This is a genomic window from Bacillus sp. NH11B, assembly GCF_001884205.1.
GTDB lineage: Bacteria > Bacillota > Bacilli > Bacillales > Bacillaceae_G > Bacillus_A > Bacillus_A proteolyticus.
This window is the reverse complement of sequence record NZ_MAOG01000010.1, coordinates 60,965-84,298: the sequence shown is the minus strand read 5'-3', so window position 1 is coordinate 84,298 and position 23,334 is coordinate 60,965. Positions and strand designations below refer to the sequence as shown.

Here is a 23,334-nt window from a genome sequence, read left to right as displayed (position 1 = left end):
TATGAAACAAGAATGGCAATCACCAGTATTAGAAGTGCTTGATATCAACATGACAATGGCTGGACCAGGAAAGAGACTTGTTGACCAAGTTTTTGAAGATGAGGATGAGTCAGGCGCTCTTCACCACAGCTAATGCACTAATATTTAAATGAGATTTATATGCTTTACAGCCCTTATATAGTTTAATTACGGTATAAGGGTTTTTTTTAATCAATTTTTCAACTATTTGGAGTGAGAAAGATGATACATACTGTAAAGAAAGAGATTTACAAAGCCTTCGGATTAGCCCTATTAAGTGAGATTCCCCTGCCGGAATTGCCTCAAGTAAGTAATTACGAAAATGAAGTAGACGTAAAAATAGAAACTGCAGATTTGTCCCAATTATGGAGAGAGTTATCTTCTCCGAAGTCATTGTTTGTAGTTGAAGAAGAATTAATTATGTTTCAAATCCCCGAAACTGCTACGTTTTGTATTAAAAATGGAGAAAAAATCATTGTTTCACCTATGAAAGGGTCTGATCAAGATAAGATTCGGCTTTATATTCTTGGGACTTGTATGGGGGCATTGTTGATGCAGAGAAAAATACTCCCTCTGCATGGAAGTGTAATAGCCATCAATGGAAAGGCGTATGCTTTTGTAGGAAGATCAGGAGCTGGAAAATCAACTCTTGCATCAGCCCTTTTAAGCAAAGGCTATAAGCTTTTAAGCGATGATGTAATTGCTGTGTCTCTTTCTGAGGATAATACTCCTTTTGTTACACCATCTTACCCACAACAAAAGTTATGGAAAGAGAGTCTTGATCAGTTTGGAATGGAGACAGCGCATTATCAGCCATTATTTGAAAGGGAAACTAAATATGCTGTCCCCGTTACAGCTAACTTTTTCGAGGAATCATTACCATTGGCAGGTGTATTCGAATTAGTGAAAGTAGAAAATGGGGATGTTGAACTTCAGCAGATTGAAGGACTGGAGAGACTACGCACATTGCTGCGTCATACATATAGGAATTCATTAATCCCACGATTGGGGATGATGGAATGGCATTTTATGCATTCTACAAATATCGTAAACAAAATAGATATGTTTCAATTGAGACGTCCTATTTCAAAGTTTACGGCACATGATTTAGTATCCAAAATTCTAGAGTCTTTAAAAGAGGAGGAAAAATAATGAGTAGTAAACAAACAATTTCATTACACAGTTTTGTTGTACAAGGTCAGGAAAATGTAGTGAGCGATATGGATGGGGAGAAAGTGATGATGAGCATCCATAATGGGAAATACTATAACTTAGGAGGTATAGGTGGTGAAATTTGGAGTTTAATTAATGAATTAATATCTGTCAATCAAGTGATTGATATATTATTGTCTCGATATATGATTGAAGAGGCAGAATGTAAGGAACAAGTACTCTCTTTCTTAAATCATTTGTATGCAGAAGGGTTAATCTCGGTTGATGAAAAACTTTGATTTTTAATTGAACGTTCCAGATTTAATAGATTAGGAGTAGGATCGATGAATATCATAAATAAAGCCAAAGCTTTCTTGTCGTTTGATATGGGAACAAAATTATTACTTATAGAAGCTTTCTTTTATTTAGGCTGGGCTCGTATTCTTAAAAGTATACCGTTTTCTAAATCTGCTCCTATATTAGGAATTCATATGGCAGAAACGTCTTTAAGCTATGATGAATCGGAAAAGATTACGTTAAGGAAAATTTCTCAAGCAGTGCATATGATGAGCCGTTATACATTTTGGGAAAGCCAGTGTCTCGTTAAAGCTATCGCTGCAATGAAAATGTTGGAGAAGCGTCAAATTGAAAGTACCCTTTACTTAGGGACCGCGAAAGATGAGACAGGAAATATGATTGCCCATGCGTGGTTACGTAGCGGGCCCTTTTATATTACTGGCGTAGAAGAAATGAAGAGATTTACCGTTGTTGGTAAATTTGCAAAAAGGATAGGGTAAAAAAATCTTGAAGGAGAATGAGATGTATACCGGTTGTAATCTTGATTTGAGTCATTTACCTAAAGAACTAAAATTGTTACTTGAAATTATAAAAAAGGAAGATAAAGAGATACAAGAAATCCCGGGAGACTGGTTCATAAATATTGATTGGAACAAATTTTTGAAACTGGCGCTGCATCATCGTATGTACGCGTTCATTTATCCAAAAATGAAATCTATTGATAAACAGTTAGTTCCATCAAATGTTGTGCAAGTATTAAGTACATATTTTAAAAGGAATACATTCCATATGCTTCATTTAAGTGGAGAAATGGGAAAAGTAAGTAAATTATTTGCTGAAAACCAACTTCAACTTCTATTTTTGAAGGGCCCTATTCTTGGCGCAGACCTATATGGAGATGTTTCCCTTCGAACATCAGGGGATCTGGATGCCCTTGTTCCTATAGATGATCTTGGAAAAGTGAACGAATTACTTGTAAAGAATGGTTATGTCAAAGAGGATGATTTTCCGACGGTTATGAATGAATGGAAGTGGAGACGCCACCATACAACTTACATGCATCCGATAAGTAAGGTGAAATTGGAGATTCATTGGCGACTACACCCAGGACCGGGAAAGGAACCACACTTCGATGAGTTATGGGGGCGAAAGAGGACGAGTCCTGTCACAAATTATCCTGTCTATTTTTTAGGTAGAGAGGATTTGTTTATGTTTCTTGTGACTCATGGGACTAGGCATGGTTGGTCCAGGCTTCGATGGTTAACGGACATTGACCGTATGGTAAGGCAAGAAATAGATTGGGAAGAACTCACTGTTATGTTGGAAAGATATAGATGTAAACAACTGGTAGGTCAGGCGCTTATTTTATCTTCTGAGCTTTTAGATACTCTTATAATAGCGGGAGAGGCAAAAGTATTAATGTCAGGGAGAAGGGTAACGCAATTAGCGCAGCTTGCTATATATTACTTGGAAAATATGATTAACTTGCATACAGATCCTGTCCCAGAAGAAGTTTCAAAATATCATGAGCGATATTTATATTTGTTAAAGACAAGCTCTCAAAAGCTACTGTTTCATCTTAGTTGGTTGTATCCTTATCCTCAGGATGTGGAAACTTTACCACTGCCAAAACAACTGCATGTTTTATATTTCCCTTTGCGACCGGTTTTATGGATTTGGAGGGAAATGAGGTACCGTAAGGAGAAGTGAAAATGAGAAATATTTTATATTTTACAAAGCGGTTATACTCTTTTACTGGAAACATTCTCATTGTTAATCTCATGGGAATGGTATTGGTCAGTCTTGTAGAAGGAATCGGCATTTTATTATTAATTCCTATGATAAGTATTAGCGGTATTGCGAAGATGAATGAACAGACAAGTCCTCTTTCAGGGGTTCTTGGATTCCTAGGTGAGATTCCAACTACTTTAGGATTACCAATTGTATTAGGAATATATATTATATTGGTCGTGGGACAAGCGCTTTTGCAAAGGAATATAACAGTTCGTAATGCGAAAATCCAGATACGTTTTATTAATCATTTGAGATTGGAAACTTATCGTGGATTGTTGCAGGCCAACTGGAGTTTTTTTGTGAAAAAGAGAAAATCAGATCTTATCAATTCTTTGACAACGGAATTAGGGCGTGTTAGCGCAGGCACTAATTTATTTTTACAGTTGCTCACTTCTTTAATGTTTACATTTATACAGATTGGTTTCGCTTTTTGGTTAGCGGCAGATATAACAATTTTTGTACTATGTTGCGCTGTGGTACTTGCCTTTCTTTCACGAAGATTTATTAAAAAATCAAAAAGATTAGGTGGTCGAACCTCAGAGAATTCAAAAGCGTATCTTTCAGGTATAACTGATCATTTTAATGGAATTAAGGATATTAAGAGCAATACACTAGAACGATCTCGTTATATGTGGTTACGTAATTGGGTAGAAGATGTGGAACGTGAACAGTTTGCATATATTAAGGTGAGAAATAATTCTCAACTCTTTTATAAAATTGCATCAGCTGTTTTCATTGCTATTCTTATCTTTCTATCTGTTCAGCTGTTTCAGACGAAAACAGAGCAATTATTATTAATTATTCTTATATTTTCTCGTTTGTGGCCACGATTTGCAGGTATACAATCAAACATGGAACAAATTGCAGCGAATCTTCCCGCTTTTAAAGATTTGTTGCAATTACAGGAAGAGTGTAAGAAAAGTATAGAATTGCAAGATATAGAGCAGGATTATGATTGTATAAATCCTATGCAGATAGAACAATCTATTGAGTGTCAAAATATCTCTTTCCGCTACAATAAAGAAAATGCTGTGTACTCACTTAAAGATATTAATTTGTGTATTCCTGCAAATTGTATGACAGCTATCTCAGGGCGTTCCGGTGCTGGAAAGAGTACATTAATTGATATCATAATGGGACTTATGCAGCCGGAGAGCGGTCAGTTATTAATAGATAACAAACCATTGACAAGTAAGGACCTATTATCATTGAGGAAATCTATTAGCTATGTTCCTCAAGATCCATTTCTATTCAATGCCAGTATAAGAGACAATTTGAGAATGGTTGAACCAAATGCAAGTGAGGAGCAGCTTTGGGAAGCTTTGGAATTTTCTGCTTCCGCTGAGTTTGTTAGCAGGCTCTCGCAAGGATTGGATACAATGATTGGCGATAGGGGAGTCAAGCTTTCAGGAGGAGAACGACAGCGTCTAGTTCTGGCTAGAGCGATACTTCGAAAGCCTTCTATTTTAGTATTGGATGAGGCAACAAGTGCGTTAGATGCTGAAAATGAAGCGAAAATACAAGAAGCATTGGAAAGATTGAAAGGAAGAATGACAATTATTGTCATTGCACATAGACTATCTACTATACGTAAAGCTGACCAAGTAATTGTAATGGATCAAGGTCAAATTATTCAACACGGTAGTTTCGCACAACTGGCAAAAGATGAAAGTGGTTTATTTAGTAGTCTACTTGGACAACAGGCTAAGGTAAACATTTAAATATGACTAGTCACAATTATTTTTTATAAATTTAAGGAATACACTGCCTTTATTTCTTTCGGGCCGGTAACACAATTTGATTATTTATGGTTCGGGGGATAATTGGTATTTGTGTACTGGTCTTTTTATGGAAATATGAGCTTAATTTAATTGTGTGACCAGTAAAAAAATTAGAAATATTTTTTGTGGCTTATTAATATACCATCTATACACATGTGTAAATATCCGTGTTATAATTTAACATGGAACCTGATTTTATTTATACCATATAACAAAAAGCAGCGAGACCCCTTGTCTTTAGGACTAGAGGTCTCGCTGCTTTTTGTATATAAAGGTTTATTAGTGTAGTTGTGATAATATATTTTGAAGCACCTTGTAGACATTTTTATGGTCAGTGATTAATGAGAGGTAGTGCCTAATGAATTGTTGGTATTTTGAATTGCTACTAATTTTATATAAGTAATTAAGAAGGGAAACGATTTGAGGAGATGAAAGAGAGATAGTGAAGAATATTATATAAGTATTTCTTTTTATTTCATTTGAGTTTTTCTCTCAAATACTCCGGAATGCCTTATTTAATAGATAAACAAGGAAAAGCAACAATTTCTTATTAGTTATACTTTATTCGTATGTATTGTTAAATAGATTTAAAAGAATTCATATGTAATATTGGATATTTATGTGAAATATAAATGTATCTTTTGTGATGATATTTTATAGGGTTTTTATTAAAGGCTAATCCACGAAGATTTATTTTTTTATAAAGTATAGTGTTCTGTATTACGAATCTTAATTTCTGGATATATTATTTAAGATAATATAAGAAAAATGAAGAAATTTGTAGAAATTTGTAGAAAATTAAGGGGATAATGGTAAAAAGGAGTAAATATTAAATTTTTCTTTCTTATTTTTGTCCTTTATAATGAGCTATGAATACGACATACGAGGGAAATAATGTATATTTCCTCTCCCTAACTTTGATATACACCTTTTTCCAACCTCCGTGTTAATTGCTATTATTTTGTTATGCCGATTAGCGAAGGGAAAAGGGTGTATCTTTTTTGTATGAATAGTCCTAATAGATATTTTGGGTAGAAAGCATTTCTTGTTTTTCGTGACAAAAACAATGGAGAATGGGATAATAAGGACAGTGCGTTGGTGGTATGACCAATTTGGTATATAAGGAGAGAATGATATGCTAGATATTCAACAGATTAAAGAAATTATTCCACATCGTTATCCATTTCTACTAGTCGATCAAATTTTAGAAGTAGAAGAAGGAAAGCGTGCGGTTGGGATTAAAAATGTAACGGCAAATGAGGAATACTTTAATGGACACTTTCCAGATTATCCTGTGATGCCAGGTGTTCTAATTGTAGAAGCATTAGCGCAGGTGGGTGCTGTTGCGGTACTGAAGAAGGAAGAAAATCGCGGTCGCCTTGCATTCTTTGCTGGTATTGATAACTGCCGCTTCAAACGTCAAGTTCGCCCAGGTGATCAACTTCGCCTAGAAGTCGAAATGACACGTGTCCGTGGACCGATTGGAAAAGGAAAAGCAGTAGCAACTGTAAATGGTGAAATCGCTTGTGAAGCTGAAATCACATTTGCAATTGGTGATAAGAAAGAATAAAGATTTGTTAACATAACTTTACGTTGGAAGATGAATGAAGAGAGTATGGTCATTCATCTTTTTTATTGTTATTGAAGCGAATTATGAAGAAATGGACGAAAGGTAAGAGGATTTGTCGATAGGTAAGTTCTCTTACTTTTAAACAAACGTTTGATTAAAAAAATTGGGGACTTTCGAAAAAAAGTTTATCAACTAAAGTCTGAAAAATATATCAAAATATTAAGAAAAAACAAAATAGAAATCAAAAATGGTAAGATTTTTATAAATAAGATAGTATAAATACACAGATCAATCAATGGTATATTCACTATTAATACTAATAATCCCCATATATCGACAGTATATAGCAAATGAAAATCTATACATTAAAAACTGTGTCGAAATTCGTCAGATTCAGTAGTATAGTATTTGTCAATTTCTCCAACAATTTTCTCAACCATTCTTGCTATACTAATGTAAGTTATGTAATATGTTAAATAGTTATTTATAACTAAACAACTTTAGGACTAGATACCAGATTTTTGTGGTCATCCTAAAACCTGACAATTTATTTATTTTCAGAAGTTTTTATAACAAATTATTGAAAGCTGGAGGAAGGCATGGAAGAAACAATAAGTTTGAAAGAGTTATTTGCTATTTTAAGAAAACGATTAGTTATGATCCTAGTAATTACGATTGGTGCAGCACTTGTAAGCGCGATCGTAAGTTTCTACTTTATAACGCCAATTTATCAGACTTCGACGCAAATTCTTGTTAATCAAAAGAAGCAAGAAGGTGTTTTTCAACCTGGTGAAGTACAAACAAGTCTTCAATTAACAAATACATATAAAGTTATTGTGAAAAGCCCAGTTATTTTAGATCAAGTGAAAGAAAAGTTAAAGCTTAACATGTCAACTGGGGCTTTAAATAGCAAAATTAACGTCGCAAACGAGAAAGATTCACAAGTGATCGCTGTTACTGTACAAGATAAAGATGCAAAGCTAGCTCGTGATATCGCAAACACAACAGCGGAAGTATTCAAGAGTGAAATTGCAAAAATCATGAGTGTTGATAACGTAACAATCTTATCAAAAGCAGAAGTAACAGAAGGACAGTCACCAATTAAACCAAATAAGATGCTGAACGTAGCAATTGCATTTGTTGTTGGATTAATGGCTTCTGTTGGAATTGCATTCTTACTAGAGTACTTAGATAACACGATGAAAAAAGAAGAAGATATTGAAAAACAACTTGGTGTACCAGTTCTTGGCGTCGTTTCTCATATGGAGGAAGATGGCACAAAGAGCGGTAGTTTATCAGCAACGAAGAGAGTAGGGGGTCATACAATTGGTTCTTAAGAAAAAAATATTACGTACTCGCCGTCAGCTGATTGCATATGAACAACCAAAATCATCTGTGTCAGAGCAATACCGAAATATACGAACAAATATTGAATTTGCATCTGTTGATAAGAAGATTCGTTCTCTTATCGTAACATCTGCGAATCAAGGTGAAGGAAAGACAACAACGGCTGCTAATATTGCAATTGTTTTCGCACAACAAGGTAAGAAAGTATTACTTATCGATGCAGACTTACGTAGACCAGCATTACATCAAATGATGCAGGTGGATAATATATTTGGCTTAACAAACGTATTAACACGTAGTAAAACACTAGAAACATGTGTGACACAAACGAAAATCGGTAATTTAACATTTTTACCATGTGGTCCAATCCCGCCAAATCCAGCGGAATTACTGGGTGCAAGCTCGATGAAAGATTTACTTTCAGAAGCTTATGGCACGTATGACCTTGTCATTTTTGACACATCACCAATCTTACCAGTTACAGATGCACAAATTATGGCAAATCAATGTGATGCTTCTGTACTTGTTATTCGAAGTGGTGCAACAGAAAAAGAGGCGGCACTTAAAGCAAAACAATCATTAGATAGCGCAAAAGGTACATTACTTGGCGTTGTCTTAAACGATAAAGAACAAAATGGATCCGAATATTACTATTACGGTTCTAACTAAATGCAAAAGAAGGAAAGGTGAACATTCATCTTTTCTTCTTATATTCAGTATGTGAAAAATATGTGGAGAGGGGATGAAATAGAATGATTGATTTACATTGTCATATCTTGCCTAATGTCGATGATGGAGCACAATCAATCGAAGACAGCGTTGCAATGGCAAAGGCAGCATGCGAAGAAGGAATTCATACAATCGTTGCTACTCCTCATCACCAAAATGGGGTTTATATGAATCTAGCAGAAAGCATTCTTCATCAGGTAAAGCAGTTAAATGAAAGATTAAAAGAAGAAGATATCAATTTAACCATTTTACCTGGTCAAGAAATCAGGTTGTACGGAGAGTTATTAGAGGACTATGATTTGGGACGTATTGTTACACTGAATCGTACCGATAAATATATATTAATTGAATTTCCAGCAAACCATGTCCCGCGCTATGCAGAAAAAATGTTATATGAATTACGTGTGAAAGGGATCACGCCGGTTATTGTTCATCCAGAACGGAATATGGAAATTATTGAACGCCCCGATGTGTTGTATAAGTTCGTCAATCAAGGGGCACTAACACAAATTACCGCAGGAAGCGTGACAGGGAAGTTCGGAAAGAAAATCAATAAGTTTTCATTGCAACTTATTGAGCATCATTTAACACATGTCATATCATCAGATGCTCATAACACAACAACGCGCTCCTTTCACTTGCAAGCTGCGTATGAAACAGTAGGGAAAATATTTGGGAGTCCTACATTGTGCTACTTCAAGGAAAATACATATGAACTAATAAGTGGAAAAATGATTTATCGAGAAGAACCCGAGAAAATAAGACGAAAAAAAATATTCGGTCTCTTTTAAAGAGAGAACAACTTGGTGATGCCTCCTAACCAATATCAATGGAGACACTCGGCTATGCTGTGGGTAGAGTAAATTTCTACCTTAGACGCGTTTGTTGTCAAAAGCATGATGTGAGGTAGGGTTAGATGCCCATAATTTATTTATGATAGAAACTCTACTTATGGAGTTATAAATATGACTCCATAAGTAGAGTTTTTGTTATATCTACATATGGAAAAAATAATACTCTTGGGGGTAATAAGTTTGAAGAAAGTAAGAAAAGCGATTATTCCAGCTGCTGGACTGGGGACAAGGTTTTTACCAGCGACAAAAGCGATGCCAAAGGAAATGTTACCTATCGTTGATAAGCCAACGATTCAGTACATTATAGAAGAAGCAATTGAATCTGGCATTGAAGATATTATTATTGTAACTGGAAAAGGAAAACGTGCAATTGAAGATCACTTCGATCATTCTTTTGAATTAGAACAAAATCTTTTAGAAAAAGGGAAGTATGAAATGCTTGAAAAAGTATAAGCATCTTCAAAGATTAATATTCATTACATAAGACAAAAAGAACCCAAAGGGCTTGGTCACGCGGTATGGTGTGCACGTAAATTTATTGGGAATGAACCATTTGCGGTATTACTTGGTGATGACATTGTACAAGCGGAAACACCGTGTTTACGACAATTAATGGATCAATATGAAGGAACACAATCATCTATTATTGGAGTACAAACAGTACCAGAAAATGAGACACATCGTTACGGTATCATTGATCCAATTGGACAAAATGATCGTCGTTATCAAGTGCGTCAATTTGTTGAAAAGCCGGTTCAAGGAACAGCACCGTCTAATTTAGCGATTATGGGACGTTACGTATTAACACCAGAGATTTTTATGTTCCTGGAAAATCAACAAACAGGTGCTGGTGGAGAGGTTCAATTAACAGATGCGATTCAACGATTAAATGAAATTCAACGAGTGTTTGCTTATGATTTTGAAGGGACGCGTTACGATGTTGGAGAGAAGTTTGGGTTTATTAAGACGACGATTGAGATGGCGTTACAGCAGGAAGAGTTAAAAGAAGAATTGATGAAGTATATGAATGGACTTGTAAAGAAAGAAAATGTACATGTATAAAAGTGAGGTGGGAGAGCGTTGACCTTGGTAAAGGTATCAAGCGGGGATCTAAAAAAGGAAAATAATATAGAACTTGATTGGGAAAAAGTAAATGCGCGTAAAGGATATTTAGTAGCTAAACGTTGTATTGATGTTACGGGAGCGTTATGTGGACTAATTTTATTATCTCCTGTTTTTTTGATTGTAGCAGTTTTAATTAAATATGAGGATCCAAAAGGACCTGTGTTATTTAAACAAATTCGTATTGGAAAAGATGGAAAAGAATTTTATATGTACAAGTTTCGCTCGATGGTTACAGATGCAGAAGAGAAGTTAAAGGACTTATTAAAACATAATGAAGTATCTGGTGCAATGTTTAAAATGAAAGAGGACCCTCGAGTTACAAGAATCGGGAAACTTATTCGAAAAACAAGTATTGATGAATTACCACAGTTACTGAATGTACTAAAAGGTGAAATGAGTTTAGTTGGACCACGCCCACCACTTCCAAGGGAAGTAACGGAATATACAGCGTATGATAAGCAGCGTTTACTTGTTACTCCAGGATGTGCGGGGCTTTGGCAAGTAACGGAGAGAAATAGTGTTGGATTCAAAGAAATGGTCGAACTAGATTTAGAATATATAAATAAACGAAGCGTACTCTATGATTTGAAAATTATATTTAAAACAATTCAAATTATGATTAAATCTAATGGAGCATCTTAGTAGTTAATTCACGGGAAGAGGTTGAAAGAAATGGATAAAAAGATTTGTGTAATGGGACTTGGTTATATTGGTTTACCTACTGCTAGTTTACTAGCCACAAAAGGATTTCAAGTACATGGTGTTGATGTAAATGAAAACGCAGTTGAAATGATTAATAGTGGGAAAGTACATATTTATGAACCAGATCTGGACATTTTAGTAAAAGCAGCGGTGCAAAGTGGGAAATTAAAGGCATCATTACAGCCTGAAGAAGCAGATATTTTCATTTTGGCAGTGCCAACGCCATTTAAAGATGGACATAAACCAGATTTATCATATGTAGAGGCTGCTGCGAAAACAATTGCTCCTGTTATAAAAAATGGGGATATTATTATTCTTGAATCTACAAGTCCAATTGGTACAACTGAAAAGGTTGCAGAATGGATTTTAGAAGAACGATCAGATTTAACAACTTCCGAGGAAATGCATAGTGAAAAGGGTAGGATTTATGTGTCGCATTGTCCAGAACGTGTATTACCAGGGCATATTTTAAAAGAGTTGGTAGAAAATGATCGAATTATTGGTGGATTGGATAAGGAATCTACAAAACGTACGGTGGGATTTTATAAGCAATTTGTAAAAGGGCAAATTTTGGATACAAATGCAAGAACAGCGGAGATGGCAAAATTAACGGAGAATTCATTCCGTGATGTAAATATTGCCTTTGCAAATGAACTATCATTAATTTGTGACAAATTAAATATCAATGTTTGGGAATTAATTCGCTTAGCAAATCGTCACCCACGTGTGAATATTTTACAGCCGGGGCCTGGTGTAGGAGGTCATTGTATCGCAGTGGATCCATGGTTTATTGTAGATGCTGCGCCAGAGGAGTCGAAATTAATTCATACAGCCCGAAACGTTAATGATTACAAACCAATGTATATTGTAGAAAAAGTCAAAGAGAAGGCAGATCGATTTAAAAATCCTGTGATTGCTTGCTTAGGGTTATCTTTTAAAGCTAATATTGATGACTTACGAGAAAGTCCAGCTATTGAAATTGTAAGAAGTTTAGTGGAAATGAAGATAGGTTCTTTAAGAATTTCTGAACCGCATATTAAAGAATTACCGCAATTGTTAAATACAGAAAATGTTATTCTTGTATCCACAGAGCAGGCAATTGATGAGGCAGATATTGTTTTACTATTAGTTGATCATGAAGGTTTTCAAGATATTGGACAGGAGTTACTAAAAGAAAAGGTAGTAGTGGATACTAGAGGTATACTGTAATCAGAATAGGTGGACTTATTGCATGAATTCTACAACTTTGTATAATAGAAAATTAATTTTTTCTCTTATAGCTATATGCTGTTTGATTGGAATCACAAGTAGTTTATTACCATGGGGTGCTTTAATCTTTTCATTTTTAATGTACCCACTTATTTTAGGTATAAAGAATCCTCTAAAAGTAATGGTTATAGTAATGGGGATGTGGAGTATTTTTCAGGGGTTTTTAGCAGCAATTAGCATTGGAGGATACCCCCTATCCCAATTGTTCCCTGTTTTTTTGTTACTGACGCTAAGTATGGCTGTAGTTTTAAGGGGTAAAAGTGATAACCATTTATTGAGCTTAACAATACTGTACCTTTTTATGGTGATTTGGAGCTTTATAGGGATTTTTTATAGTAGATATATAGATGATGCTATCGTGTCTTATTTAAGATTATTTGTAGGATGGTTACTTTTTTACTATTTTGCGACTACAGTTACAAGTAAAAAAAATAATGATATGTTATGTAAAATTTTAGTTGTTTGTGGAGCCCTCTCTGGAATATTGACAGGTGTGGAGCTAATTTTGTATGAGAAATTTGGTATAACAACTGTTTTAGGTTTTAGTATAGTGAGTGAATATTATGGTGGTGTATATAGACCTAGCGGCGGTTTTGGTGGACCAGTTGCAAGTGCGATATCACTATTTCCTTTATATGTAATGTCTGTATATAAGTATGTTAGTTCCAAAAATAGGATATATTTAATAACAAGCATCTGTATAGTAATAGGAATATGTTCCACGTTAACAAGAACTGTAATTTTAGCACTAGTTAGCACAATATTGTTACAAGCATTCTATTATTCCTATAGAAGGAAAACGTTGATTCCATTAATAAAAACGCTATTTATTGGACTTATAGTACTCTGTGGAGTACTAACCTTTGCTGGTGATGTAGTAATTGGAAGAACCGTTGATTTTCTGGATACTTCAAGCTCCGATACTTTTGGGGGCGGAAGGTTGGGTATTTGGTACAGTATTATAGAGGGGATTAGTACTGAAGGGTCATGGATTCAAAATATTCTAGGATATGGTATAAGTAATTCAAGGTATTTTGTTTATAAATATTCAATCTTTGGTTTAGAAGATTATACCCACAATGATTACTTAGATACCTTTTTATCCAATGGTTTAATAGGTTTAGTACTATTGCTAGCTTTTATTATAAGAATCAATCAGTTACTATTTAAGACGGGAAACTATAAATATACTTTATTTTTCGCAATTCCAGTATTGGCTCATGTAACAGTAATTATGACAATTTCTAATACGCAATATTCAGCTGGTCCTCGGTGGATATTTTTAATTGCTTTGGTTTATATGTTAAAGGAAATACAATTTAGTAAAAAATAGATTGATAAGTATATTTTCTTTTTTATACAAAGATGTGTACTTTATACAATGAAGAATAAGAGAGTGATAGAATGAATGCTATAAATTTATATAGAGTTGGAAATTATTTTTATAGAAAAAAAGTTCCTGTAATACCTAAAATTGTCAAAGGGGTGATTTTTTTTCTGTTTAATTCTATTATTCCTAGCGAGACAAAAATCGGGATGCATTCTAAATGCGGATATGGTGGTATAGGAGTAGTTATTCATCCGAAAGCAATAATAGGGAAAAATGTTTTAATAGGCCCTCAAGTAACTATAGGAGGGAAGTCCAATAATCCTGAATTACCGATAATTGGAGATAATGTATATCTAGGTACAGGATCTAAAGTGTTAGGGAATGTTACAATTGGAAGTAATGTAATAGTTGGTGCTAATTCAGTTGTAATTAAATCTGTCCCTAATAATACGATTGTTGCAGGGAATCCTGCTGTAGTTATAAAAAGTAATGTTAATATATTCGAGTATTGTAACTTAAAGAATATGGATCAATAAAGAAAGAACCTTCTAACAAAAAAGGAGATTTTATATTAATGAATAATAAAAAAGATATTATTATGATTGGTCCTTCCCCGTTCAATAGGGGAGGGATTTCTTCTGTAATTAAATCTTTGCTAGAATTACAGGATATGCAAGAAAGAGCTTTTTTAGTGTCTTCATACAATGATGGAAGTAAATTTAAAAAAATTGCAGCCTTTTTAAAAGGTATAGTTCAATGTTTATTTATATTAATTTTTCATCAACAGGTGAAAATTCTTCATATTCATACTGCTTCTAGAGGAAGTTTTTTCCGCAAAAGAATCTTTGTTAAACTGGGTAAATTATTTAAGAAAAAGATTATTTTACATATACATGGTGCGGAGTTTATGGTTTTTTATCAGGAGAGTAATGAAACTGTCAAAAATCAGATTCGGGAAATATTGGATCAAGTAGATGTAATAATAACATTATCGCAAAAATGGAAACAGGATATAGAAAGTATTACTAATAATAAGAATGTCAAAGTTATATACAACGCCATTGATAATCAAAAATTTAATTTGTCAGACTTGGATAGTCAGGATATTCTGTTTATGGGTAGGGTTGGGACGAGAAAAGGAATATACGACTTGGTAGATATAATGCCGTACTTAATAAAAGAATTCCCTAATGTAAAATTGCATATTGCAGGTGATGGTGATTTATCAACTTTAAAAAGAAAAATTGAAGACTTAAATATAAATAATTCAATTTTTATACATGGATGGATTAATTATAACCAAAAAGTTCAATTGTTAGAGCATTCGTCGGTATTTATTTTACCTTCTTATAATGAGGGGTTACCTGTATCAATTTTAGAAGCTATGGCCGCTGGTTTACCGGTTATTTCTACTGATATCGGTGGAATCCCAGAACAAATTGATAATAATTCTAGTGGATTTATTATTAAACCAGGTGATAAAGAGGGATTAGTAAAATGTATTACTATTTTACTAGCAGACAAAGATATTAGAAAAACGTTTGGTAAAAATGCGAACTATAAAGTTGATAAATCATTTAGTTTAAATGTAATAGGAGATGAAATATTGAGTATGTATTCAGTATTAACTTCGGATTCCTAAGGAAGAGGATTTTATGAAAAATACATTTTTTAAAAGTACCATCATTGTAGTTGTTTTTACTTTATTAAGTAAGGTTTCAGGATTGGGTGTAGATACCCTATTTGCATATAAATATGGCCCTTCTTTTTCCAGCGATTTATATGTATTTTTAGTATCTATTGTAACCCTTATATTCATCTCTGTAGGAGGAGCAGTAAGCACTACATTTAGTCCTATATTATCTGAATTAATTGTGAAGGACTCAAGTGACGAACAAAATAAATTTATAAGTAACACATTGAATATATGCTTTCTATTTTTAATATGCATAAGTTTTTTATGTTTTGTATTTGCAAGACAAATTATTGGATTATTAGCACCAGGGTTTATAACTAATTATTCAATAACCGAACTTAATGTGGCTATTAACTCTGTAAAGATCATGTCCTTTACTTTAATTTTAATAGGTATTCAAAGTATATTAGTAGGTGTTTTAAATTGTTATAAAAGTTTTAGAGCAGCTGCAAGTGTAAGTATTTATACAAATCTCACTTTGATAATATTTCTATGTTTTTGGCATGATAAGTTAGGGAAATATGGTATTGTTTATACAATAACAATTGGTTATATTATATCTATTTTTTCGTTGTTACCATTTTTGAGAAAAGTAGGATACAAATATAGTGTAGTTATTTCTTTTAGTGAACGTAGAATGAAAAATATGTTTAAAAGGGTAATACCAGTTTTTATAGGATCCTCCGTACTGCAAGTAAATTTAATAATTGATAGTATATTAGCCAGTTTAATTGCCTCAGGTGCTTTATCAATCTTAAATTATGCTTCAAAATTAAATGTTTTGGTGACTCATGTTATTGGATTGGCGATTGCAACAGTAGTTTTTCCTACTTTATCTGAATTAGCAGCTCGAAATAAAAAAGAAGAGTTTGCCAATACATTGCAAAATGCTGTGAAGATGACAAGTTTAGTGGTAGTACCTATTACAATACTAATAATAGCTCTAAAAGAGCCTATAATTAGTGTTTTGTTTGAGCGAGGTAAATTTACACATGAAGCCACTTTAGAAACAGCAAAAGTTTTATTGTTTTATAGCCCTGCAATGATATTTATTACATTTAGAGAAATTTTTAATAGATCGTTTTATTCATTGGCAGATACCAAAACACCTATGTTTATTTCAATATTAGGTGTAATAATAAACATTGTACTTAAAGTGATTTTTGTTAAGTATTTGTCGTTAAGTGGAATAGCGTTAGCGACCTCTTTAAGTGTAATGGCTGTTACCATCCTGCAAATGAGATATTTGAAAGAAAAGAGTGTAACTTTACAAGGAATTCCTAAGTATTTTTCATTAATATTAGTAATTAGTATACCTATATATTTTTGTTCAAAGCTAACGTATCAATGGATTTGGGATTCTTTGAATTCATCAAATATTACGGTCCAAATATTTTCTATAGGGTGTGCTAGCGTTATAGGGATTATTGTATTTTTGATTTTATCAATTGTATTTAAAGTATTGGATTCTAAAGGACTAAGAAACTCAATTAGTCGTACAAGGTAAATCGTCTATGTACTTATAGAGATTATATGGTATGAAAAGGAGTATAGGATGAAAGAAATAAATTGGTATTATAACAGACTAAAGGCGATGGCACCTGCTGAGATTCCTTATAGGGTAATACAATTATCTAAAAAGCATTACGGAAAGTGGAAGTATAGTGCAAATACTTCTATTTTAAAATTAGACAATAATATTAAGTTATCTAAGTCAGGTATAGAGAAGACAAATCAAAGATTAGGGAATTTATATTATGAAGATGTTGTTAGAGAAATATCTAAACAGAAAAATTATAAAACATTTAAAAATAATATCAATATTTTTGAAAAAATAGATTGGCACCAAGGATCAGGTGGATTGAAATGGGATATTAAGAGTTTTTCTTTTAATATCCCATTTCGAGATTCCGATAAGGGAGAAGTAAGATATACGTGGGAGATAAATAGGCATTTGTTTTTCCCACGATTAGCGTTGTTATATAAGCAAACTAGGCAAGAGAAATATTTAGAAATATTAGAGAGTCATTTTTATAATTGGATAGATGAAAATCCTTTTTATAAAGGAGTGAATTGGGCTTCTCCTATGGAGATTTCTATTAGGGCATATCAGTGGATATTAACATATTCTATTTTAAAAGAAGAACATTCGAATTTCGTAGAAGATCTTTTAATAGGAGTTATAAATTCTATAGATTATGTAATGAAGAATTTATCAAAACATTCTTCGGCCAATAATCACTTGATTTTAGAGGCAGCAATTAGCTCAATTATAGGTTTTATACTGGAACCGATTTATAAGCAGAGTTGGTTCCAACAGGGATATAATATATTGGAAAAAGAAGTTCCTAAACAAGTATATAGTGATGGTGTAAATAAAGAGCAAGCGGTTCATTATCATGCATTTGTACTTGATATTTTGATTCAGTATAATATTATGCTCCGAAGCAAAGGGGATTCTCCGTTACATGAAGGTATAGTACATAAAATGTCGGAATTTCTAGGCTATTTATCCCAAGGTGGTTCAGTTCCAGAGATAGGAGATAGTGATGACGCCAAAATTATATATTTCGATGGATACACAAATTATTATCAATACTTATTGCAATTAGCTTCTTTTTATTTTAAAAAGAGATTTATTGTATCAGAAAGAATATATCCGGAAATTGAGTTTCTTTTAGGGGATACAAAACAAATTAAGTTAGAGAACGTTATATATGAGGAATTATCTTTATTTACACAAGGTGGATATTCTGTTGTTAATAGCGAAGATACTTTTTTTGTATTTGATACAGGTTCTTTAGGTTTTGGTGAACTAGCAGCTCATGGGCATGCAGATGCTTTAAATGTTATATATCATTATAAAAATAATCCGATATTAGTTGAGCCAGGCACATATATTTACAATATAGAATCTGAATGGAGAAATTATTTCAGACGTACAGATGTACACAATACTTTAAGTATAGCTGGAAGTGATCAATCTGAAATGCAAGGGCCTTTCTTATGGGGGAAAAAAGCAAAAGCAACTTTAGAAAATGCTGAGGATTTTGAAAATGGATATTTATTAAAAGGGAAGCATAATGGTTATAATTCTTCAATACATCATAGGACAATTTATTATTTGAAAAAATATAACCTATTAATAATAGCAGATCAATTTAATGAAGAAGCAAATATTAATTATACGTTTGATCCTAGCATTCAAGTTGAACAACGAACATCAAATAAATTGTTGATTAATAATGAATTATATTTATATACTACATCTAATTTACAGATTGTAGAAAAGTATGTATCACAAAAATTTATGGAAAAAGTTAAATCTACAGGATTACTAATAAAACATAATTTCTCAGAAAAACCTGTGCATTACACTATTATTTCGCCATCTCCATTCGAAGTTTATGATGATAGGTTAAAAATTAATACTGAAGAGATAAATCTACAGAAAATATTAGGAGAGTAATACTTTGAATACAGTAAAATTATTTAATTGTGATGTTGCTTCTTTAAATTTAAATGAAACATTAGAACAAATAGAACAAATTATTAATACTAAAAATTACACTCAACATGTTGTAATTAATGCAGGAAAAGTGGTTCTCATGCAAGATAATGAGAGGTTGAGAGAGATTGTTCAAGGGTGTAATTTTATCAATGCAGATGGTCAATCAATTGTATGGGCAGCCAAATTATTAGGAAGACCGCTACCAGAACGAGTTACTGGCATTGATATTATGGAGGAACTCGTAAAGAAATCAGCTGAGAAAGGCTATAGAATTTTCTTCTTTGGAGCAAAAGAAGAGGTGGTTACAAAAACGATGGAGCATTATCAGACATTATATCCGAGCTTACAGGTGGCGGGATATCGAAACGGTTATTTTAAAGAAGATGAAGAGCAAGAGGTTGTAGAACAAATTAGAGAGTCAAAAGCCGATGTTTTATTTGTAGCATTTAGTTCACCGGCTAAGGAGTACTTTTTAAACAAATATGGACCCAATTTAAATATTCCTTTTTGTATGGGAGTAGGTGGTAGTTTTGATGTAATAGCTGGTGTTACAGAAAGAGCGCCTGTGTGGATGCAAAAATCTGGACTGGAATGGTTTTATAGATTTATTCAAGAACCAGGACGTATGTGGAAAAGATATCTTGTGGGAAATTCAAGATTTTTAGCTCTGCTGTACAAGGAGTGGAGGAAGAAATAGGAATAAGGCATGTTTTATAGAAAGGAAGGCATTTTAGTTAATGATAAGTCAAATAAAAAATAATAAATTTTTATATTCAACAATTGTAAAAATAACAAATCGTATGCCCAAAAAACTTTTTTATCCTAAGAGTTATTTTGAGATTCAAAAAATATTGAAAAGACAAGATGAAGGTGAATATTTAGAGGGTATTCTCAACGATAGATTAGCGGCTATCTTAAAAGAATCTTTAGAACATGTTCCTTTTTATAAAGATTTAAACTTGAATATATCAGTTTCAGAAATTAATGCTGGTAATGCTAGGGAAATACTACTGAAATTCCCGATTATTTCAAAAGATACTATAATGAAACAGCCGGATAAATTTTTGAATCAAAAATTTATAAATCAAAAATTAATTACACGAACCAGTGGCGGCTCTACTGGAAGAGGGATTAAAGTTTTTAATACTTTAGAAGAAATATTGATTGAGAGAGCTTTTTATGATTATGAATGGGGAAAATTAGGATATAATTCTAAATCAAAAGTAGTCAGAATTGGAGCTGATGGTATAAAGAAAGATTCTGATTCACCTTTTAGCTATCAGGGGGATAGGCTCTTAATTTCGCCCTATCATTTGAATAAAAAATGGATTGAAATTATTTATAACAAGGTTAATGATTTTAAGGTGGAATATTTTCATGTATATCCATCTTCTTTAATGTATTTATTGCAATATATGGAGGAAAATAATTTAGATTTAAAAAGCCTAAAAGGAATATTCATTGCTTCAGAATATGTTGATAAATCCATTTTAATCTTGATAAATAAAATATTTGGAGATAGAGTCGGAATTAATTTTGGCTATGGTCTTACCGAAAGAACAAATTTAGCCTGGGGTATTTTTAAAGATAATTCTATTGTATATAAATGTGAAAAAGTATATGGTTTTAGTGAAAACTACATTCGTGAAGATGGATATAAAGAATTAGTAGGCACATCTTATTGGAACTATGTAATGCCTCTGATCAGATATAGAACAGAAGATTTAGGAGAAATTGAGAATGGGTATGTGAAAAACTTAGAAGGAAGGGCCCAAGAATTTTTAATAACAAGAACTGGGGCTAAAATACCTGGTTTCTCAATTTCAATTGATCAATTTGTATGGAAGTATGTTGAAGTATTCCAAGTTGTTCAGAATGAAGCAGGTAAAGTAGAATTTCATATTTTAAGAAGAGATAATTATAATATTGATATTGAAAATCAAATAAAAGAATCTCAACAAAAAAAATGGGGAGATTTTTTCGATATTAAAATTCATTATATATCTAAAGTAGAAAAAACAAAGTCTGGAAAAACGAAACTTATAATTAATAATTTAAAATAAAGGTGTGAACAATATGAAAATAACTATAGTTGGTGCAGGAAATGGCGGATCGGCAATCGCAGCAGATTTAACCCTCAAAGGTCATGAAATCACGCTACTAAAAACATCTAAGGGTATCCATAATGAACATTTTAATACCATTCTTAATAATGGATACAAAATATCATTAATTCGAAATGGTGTTAAAAAAGTAGCGAAGTTAAAATTAATTACTACAGACTATGAAGAGGCCCTTCAGGGGAGTGAGTTAGTAATTGTTTTTATTCAAACAAATTACCATGAAGAAGTTGCTAAAAAAATAGCTCCGTACTTAAGGGATCAAATTGTAATGCTACAGCCTGGTTATTTAGGAACACTTTATTTTAAAAAATATAATTCACTAGAAACAATTACTTATGTAGAAGCAGAGAGTTCTCCTATAGATTGTCGTATTACTAACCCAGGAGAAGTAACTGTATTGTTTGAAAATGTTGTAAATCCTATTGGAGTATACCCAGTGCCTAGAACAGAAGAAACTTTGATTAAATTAGCTACGCTGGGATATAATTTTGAAAGTGTAAATTCCATTATTGAAAGTGCTTTGCATAATCCTAATTTAATTGTACATACTTTAGGGGCAATAATGAGTATGCCAAGGATTGAATATACAAAGGGTGAGTACTGGATGTACAGAGAGGTTTTCACACCTTCTGTGTGGAATTTAGTAGAAGGACTTGATAATGAGAAAATGGAAGTTCTAGATCGGCTGAATTTACCACGTTTATCTTATGTAGAGGCTTGTAAGAAAAGGAATTCTAGTAACTCTAATGAAAATGCTAGAGAAGTATTTTTTAATTACGCAAACAATCATTCGCCAAAAGGCCCGAATGAGGTGGATTCTAGGTATATTACGGAGGATGTACCAGAAGGGCTTGTATTATTAGAATCTTTAGGTCAATATTTTAATATCCCTACCCCTATATGCTCATCATTAATTAATATAGCGTCTGGGGCTTTAAAAAGAGATTTTAGAGCTAATGGAAGAAGCGTAAAAAGATTGGGTGAAAATGAATTTAGAGAACTAATGGATTCTTGCGTTGAATATGTATAATACACGATTTTAAGTCGGAAAATAATTAAAAGAAAGTATTAAAAATGAAAAAGAAAATTTTCTTTTGGATATTAGGAATAATAGGGATAGTGATAATTGCAGGTGGAGTATATGCTTATAATGTATACTCTACAGTATCTAAAACATTAGATACTGTGCATAAGCCTTTGGATAGAGAAAGCTCTGAAAAAAGAAATGAGAAGGTTGAGGTGGGTAAAAATCAGCCTATCTCTATTTTAATGTTAGGTGTAGATGAGAGGGAAGGTGACAAAGGACGTTCAGATTCATTGATGTTATTAACATTAAATCCCAAAAACAAGTCAATGAAGATTGTTAGTATTCCTAGAGATTCGTACACTGAAATAGTTGGAAAAGGAAAAAAAGATAAAATTAATCATGCTTATGCCTTTGGTGGTATTGATATGGCAGTTAAAACTGTTGAGAATTTTTTAAATGTACCTGTAGATCATTATATTGAAGTTAATATGGAAGGCTTTAAAGATGTTGTAGATGCAGTGGGTGGAATTGATGTCTATAATGATTTAGACTTTGATGTGGATAAATTTCATTTTACAAAAGGTGATGTTCATTTGAATGGGGATAGAGCACTTTTATATACTCGTGCAAGGTACAATGATCCACGCGGTGACTTCGGCCGTCAAATGCGTCAACGTCAAGTAGTCCAAGCAGTAATTAAAAAAGGTGCTAGTATTTCTTCTTTAGCAAACTATGGTGACGTGTTAAAAGCGATTGAAAAAAACGTAAAAACAAGTTTAACTCAAGATCAAATGTTTGATATTCAAAAGAATTATAAAGATTGCATACAGAACAGTGAGGAAATCCAAATCCCTGGTGACGGTCACAAAGCCGCTGACGGTATTTGGTACTACTATGTTCCAGACGCAGCAAAACAAGATTTAACGAACAAGTTAAGAGCGCATCTTGAAGTGACTAAGTAATATGTATTGAACCCAACTCCCTTGGAAGGAGTTGGGTTTATTTTTGC

General features: G+C 32.9%; 21 protein-coding genes and 1 pseudogene. All 22 read left to right on the top strand.

What is annotated here, in order from left to right; genetic code table 11:
* Position 1 precedes the first annotated feature (1 nt).
* Entirely contained in the window at positions 2–133 is a 132-nt protein-coding gene (locus tag BAU27_RS31540; RefSeq protein WP_016130932.1) for a paeninodin family lasso peptide, read from the top strand.
* A gap of 107 nt (positions 134–240) precedes the next feature.
* Complete coding sequence (locus BAU27_RS00680; protein WP_071769863.1) at positions 241–1,170, top strand: aldolase; 930 nt, start codon at positions 241–243, stop codon at positions 1,168–1,170.
* Positions 1,170–1,469, top strand: coding sequence for a lasso peptide biosynthesis PqqD family chaperone (locus BAU27_RS00675; RefSeq protein ID WP_000095761.1), 300 nt, complete (start codon positions 1,170–1,172; stop codon positions 1,467–1,469). Before BAU27_RS00680 ends, BAU27_RS00675 begins: the two co-directional genes overlap by 1 nt.
* Positions 1,470–1,514: 45 nt before the next feature.
* Positions 1,515–1,967, top strand: a complete 453-nt coding sequence (locus BAU27_RS00670; protein ID WP_071769862.1) for a lasso peptide biosynthesis B2 protein — start codon at positions 1,515–1,517, stop codon at positions 1,965–1,967.
* Between the two features lie 22 nt (positions 1,968–1,989).
* Positions 1,990–3,177: a nucleotidyltransferase domain-containing protein gene (locus BAU27_RS00665; RefSeq protein WP_071769861.1), complete on the top strand. Its 1,188-nt coding sequence runs from the start codon at positions 1,990–1,992 to the stop codon at positions 3,175–3,177.
* Positions 3,178–3,179: 2 nt separating this feature from the next.
* Positions 3,180–4,982 carry an ABC transporter ATP-binding protein gene (locus BAU27_RS00660; protein ID WP_071769860.1) on the top strand — a complete coding sequence of 601 codons (1,803 nt, stop codon included), beginning with the start codon at positions 3,180–3,182 and terminating at the stop codon, positions 4,980–4,982.
* A 1,195-nt stretch (positions 4,983–6,177) separates the two neighbouring features.
* Positions 6,178–6,612 (top strand): 3-hydroxyacyl-ACP dehydratase FabZ, encoded by a 435-nt coding sequence (gene fabZ, locus BAU27_RS00655; RefSeq protein ID WP_002184592.1) that lies wholly within the window; start codon positions 6,178–6,180, stop codon positions 6,610–6,612.
* A gap of 599 nt (positions 6,613–7,211) precedes the next feature.
* Positions 7,212–7,949 carry a YveK family protein gene (locus BAU27_RS00650; protein ID WP_002184593.1) on the top strand — a complete coding sequence of 246 codons (738 nt, stop codon included), beginning with the start codon at positions 7,212–7,214 and terminating at the stop codon, positions 7,947–7,949.
* Positions 7,939–8,628 carry a CpsD/CapB family tyrosine-protein kinase gene (locus BAU27_RS00645; protein ID WP_071769859.1) on the top strand — a complete coding sequence of 230 codons (690 nt, stop codon included), beginning with the start codon at positions 7,939–7,941 and terminating at the stop codon, positions 8,626–8,628. Before BAU27_RS00650 ends, BAU27_RS00645 begins: the two co-directional genes overlap by 11 nt.
* A gap of 83 nt (positions 8,629–8,711) precedes the next feature.
* Positions 8,712–9,479, top strand: coding sequence for a tyrosine-protein phosphatase (locus BAU27_RS00640; RefSeq protein ID WP_071769858.1), 768 nt, complete (start codon positions 8,712–8,714; stop codon positions 9,477–9,479).
* Between the two features lie 243 nt (positions 9,480–9,722).
* Positions 9,723–10,604, top strand: a pseudogene (gene galU / locus BAU27_RS00635) (UTP--glucose-1-phosphate uridylyltransferase GalU).
* A gap of 18 nt (positions 10,605–10,622) precedes the next feature.
* A complete protein-coding gene (locus BAU27_RS00630; RefSeq protein WP_071769857.1) occupies positions 10,623–11,309 on the top strand; it encodes a sugar transferase in 687 nt (228 codons plus the stop codon).
* Positions 11,310–11,339: 30 nt separating this feature from the next.
* Entirely contained in the window at positions 11,340–12,578 is a 1,239-nt protein-coding gene (gene wecC, locus BAU27_RS00625; RefSeq protein ID WP_071769856.1) for a UDP-N-acetyl-D-mannosamine dehydrogenase, read from the top strand.
* Positions 12,579–12,600: 22 nt separating this feature from the next.
* A complete protein-coding gene (locus BAU27_RS00620) occupies positions 12,601–13,971 on the top strand; it encodes an O-antigen ligase family protein (protein ID WP_071769855.1) in 1,371 nt (456 codons plus the stop codon).
* A 71-nt stretch (positions 13,972–14,042) separates the two neighbouring features.
* Positions 14,043–14,504: a serine O-acetyltransferase gene (locus BAU27_RS00615; RefSeq protein WP_071769854.1), complete on the top strand. Its 462-nt coding sequence runs from the start codon at positions 14,043–14,045 to the stop codon at positions 14,502–14,504.
* A 38-nt stretch (positions 14,505–14,542) separates the two neighbouring features.
* Positions 14,543–15,610 (top strand): glycosyltransferase family 4 protein, encoded by a 1,068-nt coding sequence (locus BAU27_RS00610; RefSeq protein ID WP_071769853.1) that lies wholly within the window; start codon positions 14,543–14,545, stop codon positions 15,608–15,610.
* Between the two features lie 13 nt (positions 15,611–15,623).
* Positions 15,624–17,171, top strand: coding sequence for a murein biosynthesis integral membrane protein MurJ (murJ, locus tag BAU27_RS00605; RefSeq protein ID WP_071769852.1), 1,548 nt, complete (start codon positions 15,624–15,626; stop codon positions 17,169–17,171).
* 48 nt (positions 17,172–17,219) lie between these two features.
* Complete coding sequence (locus tag BAU27_RS00600; protein WP_071769851.1) at positions 17,220–19,133, top strand: alginate lyase family protein; 1,914 nt, start codon at positions 17,220–17,222, stop codon at positions 19,131–19,133.
* Positions 19,134–19,137: 4 nt separating this feature from the next.
* A complete protein-coding gene (locus BAU27_RS00595; RefSeq protein WP_071769850.1) occupies positions 19,138–19,872 on the top strand; it encodes a WecB/TagA/CpsF family glycosyltransferase in 735 nt (244 codons plus the stop codon).
* 40 nt (positions 19,873–19,912) lie between these two features.
* Positions 19,913–21,238, top strand: coding sequence for a phenylacetate--CoA ligase family protein (locus BAU27_RS00590; RefSeq protein ID WP_071769849.1), 1,326 nt, complete (start codon positions 19,913–19,915; stop codon positions 21,236–21,238).
* Between the two features lie 13 nt (positions 21,239–21,251).
* Positions 21,252–22,328 carry an NAD/NADP octopine/nopaline dehydrogenase family protein gene (locus tag BAU27_RS00585; RefSeq protein WP_071769848.1) on the top strand — a complete coding sequence of 359 codons (1,077 nt, stop codon included), beginning with the start codon at positions 21,252–21,254 and terminating at the stop codon, positions 22,326–22,328.
* A gap of 44 nt (positions 22,329–22,372) precedes the next feature.
* Positions 22,373–23,287: a polyisoprenyl-teichoic acid--peptidoglycan teichoic acid transferase TagU gene (tagU, locus tag BAU27_RS00580; protein WP_071769847.1), complete on the top strand. Its 915-nt coding sequence runs from the start codon at positions 22,373–22,375 to the stop codon at positions 23,285–23,287.
* The last annotated feature ends 47 nt before the right edge of the window (positions 23,288–23,334 follow it).

Coding starts and splice junctions, on each gene's coding strand:
- BAU27_RS31540 (WP_016130932.1), top strand. CDS start 2: ATGAAACAAGAATGGCAATCACCAGTATTAGAAGTGCTTGATATCAAC.
- BAU27_RS00680 (WP_071769863.1), top strand. CDS start 241: ATGATACATACTGTAAAGAAAGAGATTTACAAAGCCTTCGGATTAGCC.
- BAU27_RS00675 (WP_000095761.1), top strand. CDS start 1,170: ATGAGTAGTAAACAAACAATTTCATTACACAGTTTTGTTGTACAAGGT.
- BAU27_RS00670 (WP_071769862.1), top strand. CDS start 1,515: ATGAATATCATAAATAAAGCCAAAGCTTTCTTGTCGTTTGATATGGGA.
- BAU27_RS00665 (WP_071769861.1), top strand. CDS start 1,990: ATGTATACCGGTTGTAATCTTGATTTGAGTCATTTACCTAAAGAACTA.
- BAU27_RS00660 (WP_071769860.1), top strand. CDS start 3,180: ATGAGAAATATTTTATATTTTACAAAGCGGTTATACTCTTTTACTGGA.
- fabZ (WP_002184592.1), top strand. CDS start 6,178: ATGCTAGATATTCAACAGATTAAAGAAATTATTCCACATCGTTATCCA.
- BAU27_RS00650 (WP_002184593.1), top strand. CDS start 7,212: ATGGAAGAAACAATAAGTTTGAAAGAGTTATTTGCTATTTTAAGAAAA.
- BAU27_RS00640 (WP_071769858.1), top strand. CDS start 8,712: ATGATTGATTTACATTGTCATATCTTGCCTAATGTCGATGATGGAGCA.
- wecC (WP_071769856.1), top strand. CDS start 11,340: ATGGATAAAAAGATTTGTGTAATGGGACTTGGTTATATTGGTTTACCT.
- BAU27_RS00620 (WP_071769855.1), top strand. CDS start 12,601: ATGAATTCTACAACTTTGTATAATAGAAAATTAATTTTTTCTCTTATA.
- BAU27_RS00615 (WP_071769854.1), top strand. CDS start 14,043: ATGAATGCTATAAATTTATATAGAGTTGGAAATTATTTTTATAGAAAA.
- BAU27_RS00610 (WP_071769853.1), top strand. CDS start 14,543: ATGAATAATAAAAAAGATATTATTATGATTGGTCCTTCCCCGTTCAAT.
- murJ (WP_071769852.1), top strand. CDS start 15,624: ATGAAAAATACATTTTTTAAAAGTACCATCATTGTAGTTGTTTTTACT.
- BAU27_RS00600 (WP_071769851.1), top strand. CDS start 17,220: ATGAAAGAAATAAATTGGTATTATAACAGACTAAAGGCGATGGCACCT.
- BAU27_RS00590 (WP_071769849.1), top strand. CDS start 19,913: ATGATAAGTCAAATAAAAAATAATAAATTTTTATATTCAACAATTGTA.
- BAU27_RS00585 (WP_071769848.1), top strand. CDS start 21,252: ATGAAAATAACTATAGTTGGTGCAGGAAATGGCGGATCGGCAATCGCA.
- tagU (WP_071769847.1), top strand. CDS start 22,373: ATGAAAAAGAAAATTTTCTTTTGGATATTAGGAATAATAGGGATAGTG.